The following is a 12,452-nucleotide window of genomic DNA, read 5'->3' on the forward strand; positions in this document are numbered from 1 at the left end:
TAGGGTGTCGGGATGCCGCACACCGCGTCCCGCTACCTCGCCGAAGGCCCCCGCGTGGGCATACGTCACTTCGCCTACGACGACGGTGCCGAGTTCACCGCCCGGGCCCGGGAGAGCAAGGACCTGCACCAGCCGTGGCTGTTCCCGCCGGACAGCTCCGACGGGTACCTCGCCTACGCGAACCGGCTGATCAAGGACCCGACCAAGGCCGGGTTCCTGGTCTGCGAGAAGAGCGACGCGGCGGCCGACGGCGGGGAGACGGGGCGCGCCGACGGGGCCATCGCCGGGTTCATCAACATCAACAACATCGTCGAGGGCGGCTTCCAGTGCGGCGCGCTCGGCTACGGCGCCTTCGCGCACGCCGCCGGGCGCGGGCTGATGCGCGCGGGCCTCGAACTCGTCGTGACGTACGCCTTCGGGCCGATGCGGCTGCACCGCCTGGAGATCAACGCGCAGCCCGGCAACGCCGCCTCGATCGCCCTGGCCCGCTCCTGCGGATTCCGCCTGGAGGGCTTCTCGCCGAACATGATCTACATCGACGGCGCCTGGCGGGACCACGAGCGCTGGGCGCTCACCGCCGAGATGCGGGCTTCCGGTTGATCTTCATGGTGTCGAGGTCGGTGACGGTCGACTTCAGCTCCCCGAAGCCGTAGCCGAGCCCGCGCAGCAGGGTCTCCGCCCGGTCCTCGGCGATCGCGCCCGCCATCTCCTCGCCGTCCGCCGCGTCCGACACCACCACGAACCGCATCGAGAAGTGCTTGAGCGGCGCCGGCTCGTAGGACAGCGAGCCCTCGTCGGTGAACCGCATGCTCGTCATGCCGTGGTCGCCGGCCTCGGCGAGCAGCCGCTCCCGGGCCTGCTCGGTCAGCCCGTCCCACGTGCCCCGCACGATCACCCGGTACGTGTGCTGCTCGCCCATGCTCTCCCGCTCCCGCTTCGCCGTAGTCGAAAGCCCGACCCTATGCCGACGGTGATCCCCTGCCCACGGAATTTCCGCGCGCCCGGTCCCGCCGTCCCCGCAGGTCGGCGCCTTTGCGCAATCCTGACCGGCAGGGACCCTGGCCAGCTCACCGGCTAGCGGCTTCCATGGTGATCGTGACGACGATCCGACGTGAGGTAATCACCCTGCCCGCAGCGGACCTCGGTCCGGACAACCCTTTGCCCCCGCTCCGGCCGCTCGACGAAGTGCACCGCGTCGAGGAACGGGACCGGGACGACCTGCCGTGCGACATGGCCCGGCAGGCCGGACTCGCGCCCCTGCGCAGCCTGTTGCCCGCGCGCGTGCGGGACGGGTACGGCAGAGAGCGCGCGCCCCGGGAGATCGACACCCTCGTGATCGAGAACGACCGGCTGCGCGCCACCGTGCTCCCCGGCCTCGGCGGCCGGGTCGCCTCCCTGTTCCACAAGCCCACCGGACGTGAACTCCTGTACCGCAACCCGGTGTTCCAGCCCGCCAACTTCGCCCTCAACGGCGCCTGGTACTCCGGCGGCATCGAATGGAACATCGGCGCCACCGGCCACACCACCCTCGCCGTCTCCCCGCTGCACGCGGCCCGCGTCCCCGCCCCCGACGGCGGCGAGATGCTCCGCCTGTGGGAGTGGGAACGCCTGCGCGACCTCCCCTTCCAGGTCGACCTCTGGCTGCCGGAGGACTCCGACTTCCTCTACGTCGGTGTCCGCGTCCGTAATCCGCACGAGAAGCCCGTGCCCACCTACTGGTGGTCCAACATCGCCGTGCCCGAGGAGCGCAGGGTGCTGGTGCCGGCGGGGGAGGCGTGGCGGTTCGGGTACGAGCGGCGGCTGCGGAAGGTGCCCGTGCCCGCGCACCCGGAGATCCAGCAACTCCCGTGCGCCGCCGACTACTTCTACGACCTGCCCGACGAGCGGCGGCGCTGGATCGCCGCCCTCGACGAGGACGGGAACGGGCTGGTGCAGACCTCCACCGACGTGCTGCGGGGACGCAAGCTCTTCGTCTGGGGGAAGGGCACGGGCGGCCGGCGCTGGCAGGAGTGGCTGACCGAGCCGGGCACCGGGGGCTACTGCGAGATCCAGGCCGGGCTCGCGCGCACGCAGTTGGAGCATGTGCGACTGGACGCGGAGAGCGAGGTGTCGTGGCTGGAGGCGTACGGTCCGCTGAACTCGCCGGGCAGCGCCGACGAGTTGACCTTCCCGGGCGCCGCCGACGAGGTGGAGGAGCGCCTCGAAGCCGTCCTGCCGCGTGCCGACGTCGACGCCGCGTACGAGGCGTGGAAGCCGCACGCCGACGCCGAACCCGGTGAGATCCTCGCCGTCGGCTCCGGCTGGGGCGCGCTCGAAGTCCTGCGCACCGACTGGAAGTTGCCCGGCACGCCCTTCGACGAGAGCACGCTGGGCGAGGACCAGGAGCCCTGGCGGCAGCTGCTGCGGGCCGGGTCCCTGCCCGACCCGCGCCGGGTGCGGCCGCCCGGCGAGACGCTCGTCGCCCGGCACTGGCGGGACATGCTGGAGACCGCGCCCGCCACCCCGCTCACCGAGTACCACCTCGGCGTCGCCCAGTGGCACGACGGCGATTTCGCGCAGGCGGTGCGCAGTTGGGAGCGGGCCCTCGAACTCGCCCCGTCCCTCTGGCCGTTGCTGCGCTGCCTCGCCGTCGCCGACCAGCAGGCCGGCAACCACGAGCGGGCCGCCGACCGGTACACCGAGGCCTTCGACGACCTGTGCCACGAGCGGCGCGACACCGGCGCGTCCTGGACGGCGGCCACGGCCGCGCTGGGCCGCGAGGCGATCGAGGCACTGCTCGCCGTACGCCGTACCGAACAGGCGCGCGCCGTCTGGGAACGGCTGCACCCGGCGACCCGTGAGCGCGGCCGGTTCCGGCTGATCGAGGCCGGGCTGCTCCTGGCGGAGGACCGGCGCGAGGAGGCGCGGGCCGTCTTCGACACCGACTTCGAGGTCGCCGACCTGCGGGAGGGCGCGGAGGCCATCGGGCGACTGTGGGCCCAGGTCGCCGAGGAGCCGCTGCCGGAGCGCTACGACTTCCGGATGCGGCCCCGGGAGGGGTGAGGGGTGGGGTGGTCGCGACGAGGCGTCGCTACACGTTGCGGTCCACGTACTCGTACACCACCCCGTCCGGATGCATCGCGATCAGGTTGCGGCCCGCCGGGGTGGCCACCGGCCCCGCGACGACCCGGGCGCCCAGTTCGGTGAGCACGCGGTTGGCCTCGTCGACGTCCTTCACGGCGATCGTCGCGGAGACCTTGCGCAGCACTTCCAGCTCGGCCTCCGGGCCGCTCATCAGCAGGAAGCAGCCGACGGCGGCGACCTGGACGCCGGCGCGTTCGAAGCGCAGGGCGGTGCCGCCCGCGAGCCGTTCGTAGAACGGGACCGCGGCCTCCAGGTCGTCGACGCAGATCCGCAGCGTGGCTCCCAGAATGTCCATGCGGACGAGCCTAGTTCGCACCGGACGGGAGGGGAGATCGTTTCCCGTGATCGATCCGGCCGTGGTGCGCCCGGCGTGGGACCGGAGCCCCGCGCACGTTTGGCCGCCCGCACCAGGGGGACGCGGAGAAGTCCGGACCAAGGTGCACGCCCGTTACGGAGGCGAACCACGAGGCGACTCCGCGTCGTGGCCGTCGGCGTCGGCCGCGCCGGGTACCGGACGGGCCGAGCACCGGACGACCGCACGGATGGAGAGTCATGAACACCGCCGAACTCGCCGAACTCGCCCAGCAGTTGCGCGTGGACAGTGTGCGGGCGGCCGCGGCCGCGAACTCCGGACACCCGACGTCCTCGATGTCCGCCGCCGATCTGATGGCCGTACTCGTCGCGAACCACTTCCGCTACGACTTCGATCGCCCCGCCCACCCCGGCAACGACCGTTTCGTCCTGTCCAAGGGACATGCCTCGCCGCTTCTCTACGCCGCCTACAAGGCGGCCGGTGCCATCGACGACGCCGAGCTGCTGACCTTCCGTACCCGGGGCAGCCGGCTGGAAGGGCATCCGACGCCGCGCAGGCTGCCGTGGGTCGAGACGGCCACCGGCTCGCTCGGCCAGGGGCTGCCCGTCGGCGTCGGCATCGCGCTGGCCGGCAAGAACCTGGACCGCGTCGGATACCGCGTGTGGGTCCTGTGCGGGGACAGCGAGCTCGCCGAGGGCTCGGTGTGGGAGGCCGCCGAGCACGCGGCGTACGAGCATCTCGACAACCTCACCGCCATCGTCGACGTCAACCGGCTCGGGCAGCGCGGACCGACCCGGCACGGGCATGACCTGCAAGCCTACGCGCGCCGCTTCGAGGCGTTCGGCTGGCACACCGTCGAGGTGGACGGGCACGACGTCGAGGCGATCGAACGTGCCTACGGCGAGGCCGAGTCGACGATCGGCCGGCCGACCGTGATCCTCGCGCGCACCCTCAAGGGCAAGGGCGTCGCCTCCGTCCAGGACCGCGAGGGCCTGCACGGCAAGCCGCTGCCGGATCCCGAGGAGGCGATCGCCGAACTCGGCGGTCCCCGTTCGCTCCGGGTTCATGTGCAACAGCCGCCCGCCGCACGGATGTTGCACGCCGTCAACGGTGGCGGGGTCCTCGAACTGCCCCGCTGGGACAAGGGAGATGAGGGCAAGAGCGGCAAGGGCGTGGCCACCCGTGACGCGTTCGGGCAGGCGCTCGTCGCCCTCGGCACCGCACGCGGTGACGTCGTCGCCCTCGACGGCGAGGTCGGCGACTCCACCAAGGCCGAGCTCTTCGCCAAGGAACACCCCGAGCGGTATTTCGAGTGCTACATCGCCGAGCAGCAGATGGTCGCGACGGCCGTGGGACTCGCCGCACGCGGCTGGATGCCGTACGCCACCACGTTCGCGGCGTTCCTCACGCGCGCGTACGACTTCGTGCGGATGGCGTCGATCAGCGGGGCCGGCATCAACCTCGTCGGCTCGCACGCGGGCGTCTCGATCGGCCAGGACGGGCCCTCCCAGATGGGCCTCGAAGACCTCGCGATGATGCGCGCGGTGCACGGCTCGACGGTGCTGTACCCGTGCGACGCCAACCAGACCGCCCGGCTCGTCACGCAGCTGGCGGGTCTGGACGGCGTCCGCTATCTGCGCACCTCGCGCGGCGAGAGCCCGGTGATCTACGGCGCCGACGAGGAGTTCCCGATCGGCGGCAGCAAGGTGCTGCGCTCCTCCGACCGGGACCGGCTGACGATCGTCGCCGCGGGCGTCACCGTCCACGAGGCGCTGGCCGCCGCCGACGCGCTGGCGGAGTACGACATCGCGGTCCGGGTCGTGGACCTCTACTCGGTCAAGCCCGTCGACCGGGTCACCCTGCGCCGGGCCGCCGAGGACACCGGGTGCCTGATGACCGTGGAGGACCACCACGAGGAGGGCGGCCTCGGGGACGCCGTCCTGGACGCCTTCCTCGACGGGCGGCCGGTGCCGCGGCTGGTGCGGCTGGCCGTGCGGACGATGCCGGGCTCGGCGTCCCCGGCCGAGCAGCTGCACGCGGCGGGCATCGACGCCGAGTCGATCGCGGCGGCCGGCCGGCTGCTGGTCGAGGAGGCGGTCGTGCGGTGAGCGACGACGAGATACGCAGGGTCCGGGCCGGACACCGCACGGTCGACGTGCACCGGCCCGGCAAGGTGCTCTTCCCCGGCGACGGCAAGGCGAAGGACGACGGGAACCCGAAGGACCACGGGAAGACGCCGGAGTACACCAAGGGCGACCTCGTCGACTACTACCGCGCGGCCGCCCCGCTCATGGTGCCGCACCTGCGCGGCCGCCCGCTGATGCTGGAACGGCATCCGGACGGCGTCGACGGGCCCCGTTTCATGCAGAAGAACACCCCGGAGAGCTACCCGGACTGGATCACCCGCGTCGAGGTGCCCAAGGAGGGCGGGACCGTCCTGCACACCGTGTGCGACGACTCCGCCACCCTCGTGTACCTCGCCGACCAGGCCTGTCTCACCGTGCACCGGTGGCTGTCCCGGGTCGGGCGGATCGAGCTGCCCGACCGGCTGGTCTTCGACCTCGACCCGGCCGACGGCGACTTCGCCGCCGTGCGCGAGGCGGCCTGGCTCCTCGGGGACCTCCTCGACCGGCTCAGGCTGCCGTCCGCCCTGATGACCACCGGCTCACGGGGGCTGCACGTGATCGTGCCCCTCGACGGCCGGAGCGACTTCGACGAGGTCCGCGCCTTCGCCCGTGACGTCGCCGACCATCTCGCGGACGCCCACCCGGACCGGCTCACCACCGCCGCGCGCAAGAAGGACCGCGGGCACCGGCTCTACCTGGACGTGGGCCGCAACGCCTACGCGCAGACCGCGGTCGCCCCGCTCTCCGTCCGCGCCCGGCCCGGTGCCCCCGTGGCCACGCCCATCGCGTGGACGCAGCTCGACGACCCGAGCCTCGGCCCCCGCCGCTGGACCGTCGCCGACGCCCTGGAACAGGCCCGCACCGACCCCTGGGACGGGATCATGCGCAGGCGCCGCGCCCTGGGACCGGCGCGGCGCAGGCTGGACGCGGTACGGGGGCGCGGCGCGTGATCGCGCCGCGCCCCCCGACTCACCGTGGGTGACCCGCCATGGGTGTCCCTATGGGTACCGAGTCACCATCGGTACCAGCGATTGCGACCGCCGGACGATGTCGTACCGCGCATCAGGAAGCCGAGCACCCACAGCACCAGAACCACCAGTGCGACCCACCAGAGCAGCTTCAACGCGAAGCCCGCACCGAACAGGACCAGGACAAGAAGCAGGACAAGCAGAATCGGAACCATGTTGTGAACCTCCTGCCCTCCGAGTAACCCGAAGACGGAGATTCAGACGTCCTTCCGGCACAGGATCTCCGCATGCAGGACGGAGAACCAGCCGTCCTCCCGCCGGCCCCACTCCCGCCAGGCCTCCGACGCGGCCCGCAGCTGCTCAGGGGTCGCGTGTCCGCCCTCCGTGGCCCGCTCGGCGTACGCCGACGCCAGCGTCCGGTCCGCCCACAGACCGCTCCACCAGGCCCGTTCCTCGGCCGTGGAGAAGGTCCAGGTGGAGGAGGTCGCCGTGATGTCGGTCAGCCCCGCCGCCAGCGCCCAGGACTTCAGCCGCCGCCCGGCGTCCGGCTCGCCGCCGTTGGCCCGGGCCACCCGCCGGTACAGGTCCAGCCAGTCGTCCATCCCTCGGGACGCCGGGTACCAGGTCATGGCCGCGTAGTCCCCGTCGCGGACGGCGATGAAGCCGGTCGGTTTGGTGACCCGCTTCATCTCTCGCAGCGCCTGCACGGGATCGCCCACGTGCTGGAGCACCTGGTGGGCGTGGACCACGCAGAACGTGTCGTCCGGGAAGTCCAGCGCGTGGACGTCGGCGACCGCGAAGTCGACGTTGGCCAGGCCCCGTTCGGCCGCCGTCGCCCGCGCCTGCTCCAGGATGCCGGGTGCCTGGTCGACACCGGTGACGTGCCCGTCGGGGACCAGTTCCGCGAGGTCGGCGGTGATCGTGCCGGGGCCGCAGCCGATGTCCAGGATCTTCATGTGCGGCTTCAGCGAACCGAGCAGGTAGGCCGCGGAGTTGGCGGCGGTCCGCCAGGTGTGCGAACGCAGCACCGACTCGTGGTGGCCGTGCGTGTAGACGGCGGTCTCCTGCGGCCTGGACATGGCTGGTCCCCTCTCGACGTACCTGCTCGCGGGGCGCTCACGACCCCGTCGGCGGTACGTCTCACGGTACGCGCGCATGCCGAATGATGAGACCCGGATATTACGATGTGGACTGACGGACCGTCAGTCAACTTGCGGTCTGTCAGTCCACATCGGGGCAGGGCGCGGGGGTCACGGCAGCGGGCGGTAGACCCGCAGCGCGTGCGGCAGCTTCTCCACCGTCACCCGGCCGGTCGCCTCGGTGACCTCGCCGTCGTAGGCGAGAAGCGTCCCCGGGGCCACGCCGTCCAGGCGCAGTCGCGTGACCTGGACCGCCGCGTGCGCGGGGGAGCGGGTCAGCGGGCCCGCGGCCGCGGCGGCGAGCAGCCGCAGCGCGGGGCGCCGGCCGCCGTGCACCACACGGACGTCGAGCCGGCCGTCCGCGAGGTCGAGCCGACGGGCCGGAGCCAGGCCCATCCGGTGGTAGGTGCCGTTGCCGACGAACAGCAGCCACAGCGGGTGGGTCTTGCCGCCGACCTCGGCCTGCAGCGGGTGCTGGTCCGTCCGCAGCACCCGCAGCGCCCCGACCACCCCGGCCGGCCAGCTGCCGATCCGGTCCGACCAGCGCTCCCGCTCACGCACCAGCTCCGGATAGACGCCCAGGCTGAAGGTGTTGAGGAAGATGCCCTTGGTGCCGCCGGCGTCGAACCGGGCGACGTCCACCCGCACGCCCTCGCCGCCCTGGATCGCGCGGGCCAGGGTGCGGGCGTCCTCCACGCCCAGGTCGTAGGCGAAGTGGTTGAGGGTGCCGCCGGGCAGCACGGCGAGCGGCAGGTCGTGGCGCAGGGCGATCCCGGCCGCGGTGTTCACCGTGCCGTCGCCGCCGCACACGCCGAGCACCGTGGCGCGGGCCGCCGCCTTCTCCAACTCGGCCTGTATGTCGGCCGGTTCGCACTCGACGATCTCGGCAAGCGGCAGACTGTCGCTCAGCGCGCGCACCCGGTCGGCGGTGCCCGAGGCGATGTTGGCGACCATGACCAGACCCTCGCCGTCCGGCAGCGTCGGCAACTCGGTACGGGGCCGGGCCGGCGAGACCGACTGGACCCGGGTGGGCACCAGACCCCGTACGGCGAATCCGGCGACCGTGCCGAGGACGGCGCCCGCGAGCACATCGCTCGGGAAGTGGACGCCCGTGTAGACGCGGGACATCGCCACCGAGAACGCGATCGGGCCGATCGCGGCGCCCCAGGCGGGCGACTCCAGGGCCACCCCGGTCGCGAAGGCCGCCGCCGACGCGGCGTGACCGGAGGGGAAGGACGTGGTGATCGGCTGCCGCTTCAGCTGCCGGGCGACCGGTACGGGATCCAGGACGGGGCGCGGTCGCCGTATCGACCGCTTGCCGATCGTGTTGATGGTCAGCGAGGCCACGCTCAGGGAGGCGAGCCCGCGGGCGGCGGCGCGCCGGGAGCGCGGGGTGCGGGCCGCGGTCAGGGCCGCCGCCGCGACGAACCACAGCACGCCGTGGTTCGCCGCCCGGCTCAGCCGCGGCAGGACGGGCTCCGCGGCCGGCCAGTTCCGCTCGGCCGCGAACTCGAACAGCCTGGAGTCGAGCGCGAGCAGCCGGTCCCGCAGCGGATGCAGGCCGGGCTTGGGAAGGGTGAGGTCGACGTCTGGGCTCATATGGTCCCGCTACCCTGAACTCGCCGTTTCTTGTCCGGCGGACGGCAACCGACACCCGGAGGGTCCCCGCATGCGTCTGATTCTCGTCCGCCACGGCCAGACGCCGTCCAACGTCGCCTTCGTCCTGGACACGGCGATCCCGGGACCCGGTCTGACCGCCCTGGGCGAGCAGCAGGCCGCCGCCCTGCCCGAGGCGCTCGCCGACGAGGACATCGAGGCCCTCTACGCCTCCACCATGGTCCGTACGCAGCTCACGGCCGCCCCGCTGGCCGCCGCGCGGGGCCTCGACGTGGTCGTCAGGGCCGGCATCCGCGAGCTGTCCGCGGGCGACCTGGAGATGCTCCCGGGCGACTCGGAGCGGGCCCGGATCTACATGCGCACGGTGTTCGCCTGGGCCGCCGGGGACACCGAGCTGAGGATGCCGGGCGGCGAGAGCGGCGCCGAGGCGCTCGCCCGCTACGACGCCGTCGTCGCCGAGGCCGCCGACAGCGGGGCCGGGACGGTCGCCATGGTCAGCCACGGCGCGGCCATCCGGATGTGGACCGCGGCCCGCGCCGACAACGTGGACGTCCCCTTCGCCGCCGCCCACCCCCTCGACAACACCGGCGTGGTCGTCCTGGAGGGCTCGCCCGCCGACGGCTGGAAGGCCGTCTCCTGGGCGGGCGCGGTGGTGACCCCGGCCGGCGAGGGCGGACCGGCCGGGCAGGCGTTGGACTGAGCCCGCTTTTCGACAGACGGGCCGGGCGGGATAACGGTTTGCCCGACCCGCCGGGCGGCCCGCAGAATGCCTGTTCATGGGACATCTGGAAGCCGCACACCTCGAGTACTACCTCCCCGACGGGAGGGCGCTGCTCGGCGATGTGTCGTTCCGGGTGGGCGAAGGGGCCGTCGTGGCCCTGGTCGGGCCCAACGGCGCGGGCAAGACGACCCTGCTCCGGCTGATCTCCGGCGAGCTGAAACCGCACGGCGGGACCGTCACCGTCAGCGGCGGCCTGGGCGTGATGCGGCAGTTCGTGGGGTCGGTACGGGACGAGACGACCGTACGCGACCTGCTGGTGTCGGTCGCCCCGGCGCGCATCCAGGAGGCGGCGGGGGCCGTCGACCGGGCCGAGCACCTCATCATGACCGTCGACGACGAGGCGGCCCAACTCCAGTACGCGCAGGCCCTGTCCGACTGGGCCGAGGTGCACGGCTACGAGTTCGAGACCCTGTGGGACATGTGCACCATGGCCGCGCTGGGCGTGCCGTACGACAAGGCGCAGTTCCGGCAGGTGAGCACTCTCTCCGGCGGTGAGCAGAAGCGGCTCGTCCTGGAGGCGCTGCTGCGCGGCGCCGACGAGGTGCTGCTGCTCGACGAGCCGGACAACTACCTGGACGTGCCCGGCAAACGGTGGCTGGAGGAGCGGCTGAAGGAGACCCGCAAGACGGTGCTCTTCGTCTCCCACGACCGCGAACTCCTCTCCCGCGCCGCCGAGAAGATCGTCTCCGTCGAGCCCTCGCCGGCCGGCGCCGACGCCTGGGTGCACGGGGCCGGTTTCGCCACCTATCACGAGGCCCGGCGCGAACGCTTCGCCCGCTTCGAGGAGTTGCGGCGCCGCTGGGACGAGAAGCACGCGCAGCTGAAGAAGCTGGTGCTGAATCTCCGTCAGGCGGCCTCCATCAGCCATGAGTTGGCGTCCCGGTACCAGGCCGCACAGACGCGACTGCGCAAGTTCGAGGAGGCGGGACCGCCGCCGGAGCCGCCGCGCGAGCAGGACATCACGATGCGGCTCAAGGGCGGCCGTACCGGCGTAAGGGCGGTCACCTGCAAGGGACTTGAACTGACCGGTCTGATGAAGCCCTTCGACCTGGAGGTCTTCTACGGCGAGCGGGTCGCCGTCCTCGGCTCCAACGGCTCCGGCAAGTCGCACTTCCTGCGGCTGCTGGCCGGCGACGAGGTGGCGCACACGGGGGAGTGGAAGCTGGGTGCGCGGGTCGTGCCGGGCCACTTCGCCCAGACCCACGCCCACCCCGAACTGCGGGGCCGCAAACTCCTGGACATCCTGTGGTCGGAGCACTCCCAGGACCGGGGCGCGGCCTCCTCCCGACTGCGCCGCTACGAGCTGACGAACCAGGCCGAGCAGACCTTCGACCGCCTCTCCGGAGGCCAGCAGGCCCGCTTCCAGATCCTCCTCCTGGAGCTGGAGGGTGTCACCGCCCTCCTCCTCGACGAGCCCACCGACAACCTCGACCTGGAATCCGCCGAGGCGCTCCAGGAGGGCCTGGAGGCCTTCGACGGCACGGTCCTCGCGGTCACCCACGACCGCTGGTTCGCCCGTTCCTTCGACCGCTATCTGGTCTTCGGGAGCGACGGCCGGGTCAGGGAGACGCCGGAGCCGGTGTGGGACGAGCGGCGGGTGGAGCGGGTCCGCTAGGCGCGGGGCCGGCCGGTTGTTCGTACAGTGGACGAGGAGACGCCGGCTCCACGGCACCCTTCCGGAGCCGTACCCACGACGAGCGGGGCACCACGATGACCGGAGTCGAGCCCAGCCGACTGGACGACCAGCAGCTCATGAAGGAGCTGGAGACGATCCACCGCACGCGCCACGACACCCTGCTGCACGGCTCCGTCGACGCCCTGCGGGCGCACAACGTCCGCATGGCGTCACTGGAGGGCGAGTTCCTGCGCCGCAATCCCGAGCGCATGGTCGCCGCGGGCCGCACCCGCGAAGGGGCGCGGGAGCGGTCCTCCGGCAGCTGACCCACCCGCGCCGCTCCGGCGGCGGCTGATCTGCCCCGCCGACCTACCCGCGCCGCTCCGGGTCCGCGCCGACGAGGGCGTCGGTCAGTTCCTGGACGCTGGTGTAGCGGGCCGTGTGGGGCAGGCGTGCCACCGGGTCGGCCAGGGCGTCGGGCGCGTGCGCGTCCTGGAGGGTGAGGGCCAGGGCGAACGGGTCGGCCGGGAACGAGTGGCGGCCCAGATAGCGGGAGAGCTCCAGGCGGATCGCCTCCGGGGGCGTGGACGGGCTGCCGGGTGCGATCGGACCGCCCGCGAGTTCCGGGTCGTCCTCGGCGGCCGGCTCGGAGCCGTGCCGCTCCTCGGCCCGGGTGGGGTGACCGGACCTGAGCAGGTCCCGCAGTTCGTGCTTCAACTCCTCGTCTCGGTGGGCGCTGAGCCGGTTGCTGCCTCGCTGCATGTGTCCCT

Annotated in this window: 13 protein-coding genes; 7 read left to right on the forward strand and 6 right to left on the reverse strand. The window is 72.7% G+C overall.

Going from position 1 to position 12,452, the window contains the following annotated elements; genetic code table 11:
• Positions 1 to 12: 12 nt before the first annotated feature.
• Positions 13 to 600, forward strand: a complete 588-nt coding sequence (locus ACWD5F_RS30945; RefSeq protein WP_451259348.1) for a GNAT family N-acetyltransferase — start codon at positions 13 to 15, stop codon at positions 598 to 600.
• On the opposite strand, the gene ACWD5F_RS30950 is transcribed toward ACWD5F_RS30945, so the two are convergent.
• Positions 572 to 919: a DUF6204 family protein gene (locus ACWD5F_RS30950; protein ID WP_451259350.1), complete on the reverse strand. Its 348-nt coding sequence runs from the start codon at positions 917 to 919 to the stop codon at positions 572 to 574. The two genes, ACWD5F_RS30945 and ACWD5F_RS30950, sit on opposite strands and share 29 nt — an antisense overlap.
• A gap of 167 nt (positions 920 to 1,086) precedes the next feature.
• On the opposite strand from ACWD5F_RS30950, the gene ACWD5F_RS30955 reads away from it, so the two are divergent.
• Complete coding sequence (locus tag ACWD5F_RS30955; protein ID WP_451259352.1) at positions 1,087 to 3,042, forward strand: DUF5107 domain-containing protein; 1,956 nt, start codon at positions 1,087 to 1,089, stop codon at positions 3,040 to 3,042.
• A 28-nt stretch (positions 3,043 to 3,070) separates the two neighbouring features.
• On the opposite strand, the gene ACWD5F_RS30960 is transcribed toward ACWD5F_RS30955, so the two are convergent.
• Positions 3,071 to 3,418: a VOC family protein gene (locus ACWD5F_RS30960; protein WP_124001755.1), complete on the reverse strand. Its 348-nt coding sequence runs from the start codon at positions 3,416 to 3,418 to the stop codon at positions 3,071 to 3,073.
• 257 nt (positions 3,419 to 3,675) lie between these two features.
• Between ACWD5F_RS30960 and ACWD5F_RS30965 the strand changes: the two genes are divergently transcribed.
• The gene (locus ACWD5F_RS30965; RefSeq protein ID WP_451259354.1) at positions 3,676 to 5,544 is read left to right on the forward strand and encodes a transketolase; all 1,869 of its coding nucleotides are present in this window, start codon (positions 3,676 to 3,678) and stop codon (positions 5,542 to 5,544) included.
• Entirely contained in the window at positions 5,541 to 6,512 is a 972-nt protein-coding gene (gene ligD / locus ACWD5F_RS30970) for a non-homologous end-joining DNA ligase (protein WP_451259356.1), read from the forward strand. The genes ACWD5F_RS30965 and ligD overlap by 4 nt, the downstream gene beginning before the upstream one ends.
• Positions 6,513 to 6,574: 62 nt before the next feature.
• On the opposite strand, the gene ACWD5F_RS30975 is transcribed toward ligD, so the two are convergent.
• The 3 genes from ACWD5F_RS30975 to ACWD5F_RS30985 form a co-directional block, all read right to left on the reverse strand.
• Positions 6,575 to 6,745: a hydrophobic protein gene (locus ACWD5F_RS30975; RefSeq protein ID WP_451259358.1), complete on the reverse strand. Its 171-nt coding sequence runs from the start codon at positions 6,743 to 6,745 to the stop codon at positions 6,575 to 6,577.
• A gap of 42 nt (positions 6,746 to 6,787) precedes the next feature.
• A complete protein-coding gene (locus tag ACWD5F_RS30980; RefSeq protein WP_451259360.1) occupies positions 6,788 to 7,609 on the reverse strand; it encodes a class I SAM-dependent methyltransferase in 822 nt (273 codons plus the stop codon).
• Positions 7,610 to 7,780: 171 nt separating this feature from the next.
• Positions 7,781 to 9,268, reverse strand: coding sequence for a phosphatase PAP2 family protein (locus ACWD5F_RS30985; RefSeq protein ID WP_451259361.1), 1,488 nt, complete (start codon positions 9,266 to 9,268; stop codon positions 7,781 to 7,783).
• 70 nt (positions 9,269 to 9,338) lie between these two features.
• Here ACWD5F_RS30985 and ACWD5F_RS30990 point away from each other — a divergent pair, with 70 nt between their 5' ends.
• The 3 genes from ACWD5F_RS30990 to ACWD5F_RS31000 all read left to right on the forward strand — a co-directional run bounded on the left by ACWD5F_RS30990 (position 9,339) and on the right by ACWD5F_RS31000 (position 12,008).
• The gene (locus ACWD5F_RS30990; RefSeq protein ID WP_451259363.1) at positions 9,339 to 9,986 is read left to right on the forward strand and encodes a histidine phosphatase family protein; all 648 of its coding nucleotides are present in this window, start codon (positions 9,339 to 9,341) and stop codon (positions 9,984 to 9,986) included.
• Positions 9,987 to 10,062: 76 nt separating this feature from the next.
• Positions 10,063 to 11,682, forward strand: coding sequence for an ABC-F family ATP-binding cassette domain-containing protein (locus tag ACWD5F_RS30995; protein ID WP_401729872.1), 1,620 nt, complete (start codon positions 10,063 to 10,065; stop codon positions 11,680 to 11,682).
• 95 nt (positions 11,683 to 11,777) lie between these two features.
• Complete coding sequence (locus ACWD5F_RS31000; protein ID WP_124001763.1) at positions 11,778 to 12,008, forward strand: DUF6158 family protein; 231 nt, start codon at positions 11,778 to 11,780, stop codon at positions 12,006 to 12,008.
• Between the two features lie 43 nt (positions 12,009 to 12,051).
• On the opposite strand, the gene ACWD5F_RS31005 is transcribed toward ACWD5F_RS31000, so the two are convergent.
• Positions 12,052 to 12,444: a DUF2795 domain-containing protein gene (locus ACWD5F_RS31005; RefSeq protein ID WP_451259366.1), complete on the reverse strand. Its 393-nt coding sequence runs from the start codon at positions 12,442 to 12,444 to the stop codon at positions 12,052 to 12,054.
• Between the last annotated feature and the right edge of the window lie 8 nt (positions 12,445 to 12,452).

This window comes from Streptomyces sp. NPDC002499, assembly GCF_053595415.1.

Excerpts from the sequence above, each read along its gene's own strand:
- ACWD5F_RS30995 (WP_401729872.1), top strand. The coding sequence starts at position 10,063 with ATGGGACATCTGGAAGCCGCACACCTCGAGTACTACCTCCCCGACGGG.
- ACWD5F_RS30950 (WP_451259350.1), bottom strand. The coding sequence starts at position 919 with ATGGGCGAGCAGCACACGTACCGGGTGATCGTGCGGGGCACGTGGGAC.
- ACWD5F_RS31000 (WP_124001763.1), top strand. The coding sequence starts at position 11,778 with ATGACCGGAGTCGAGCCCAGCCGACTGGACGACCAGCAGCTCATGAAG.
- ACWD5F_RS30980 (WP_451259360.1), bottom strand. The coding sequence starts at position 7,609 with ATGTCCAGGCCGCAGGAGACCGCCGTCTACACGCACGGCCACCACGAG.
- ACWD5F_RS31005 (WP_451259366.1), bottom strand. The coding sequence starts at position 12,444 with ATGCAGCGAGGCAGCAACCGGCTCAGCGCCCACCGAGACGAGGAGTTG.
- ACWD5F_RS30975 (WP_451259358.1), bottom strand. The coding sequence starts at position 6,745 with ATGGTTCCGATTCTGCTTGTCCTGCTTCTTGTCCTGGTCCTGTTCGGT.
- ACWD5F_RS30965 (WP_451259354.1), top strand. The coding sequence starts at position 3,676 with ATGAACACCGCCGAACTCGCCGAACTCGCCCAGCAGTTGCGCGTGGAC.
- ACWD5F_RS30990 (WP_451259363.1), top strand. The coding sequence starts at position 9,339 with ATGCGTCTGATTCTCGTCCGCCACGGCCAGACGCCGTCCAACGTCGCC.
- ACWD5F_RS30960 (WP_124001755.1), bottom strand. The coding sequence starts at position 3,418 with ATGGACATTCTGGGAGCCACGCTGCGGATCTGCGTCGACGACCTGGAG.
- ACWD5F_RS30955 (WP_451259352.1), top strand. The coding sequence starts at position 1,087 with ATGGTGATCGTGACGACGATCCGACGTGAGGTAATCACCCTGCCCGCA.
- ACWD5F_RS30985 (WP_451259361.1), bottom strand. The coding sequence starts at position 9,268 with ATGAGCCCAGACGTCGACCTCACCCTTCCCAAGCCCGGCCTGCATCCG.
- ACWD5F_RS30945 (WP_451259348.1), top strand. The coding sequence starts at position 13 with ATGCCGCACACCGCGTCCCGCTACCTCGCCGAAGGCCCCCGCGTGGGC.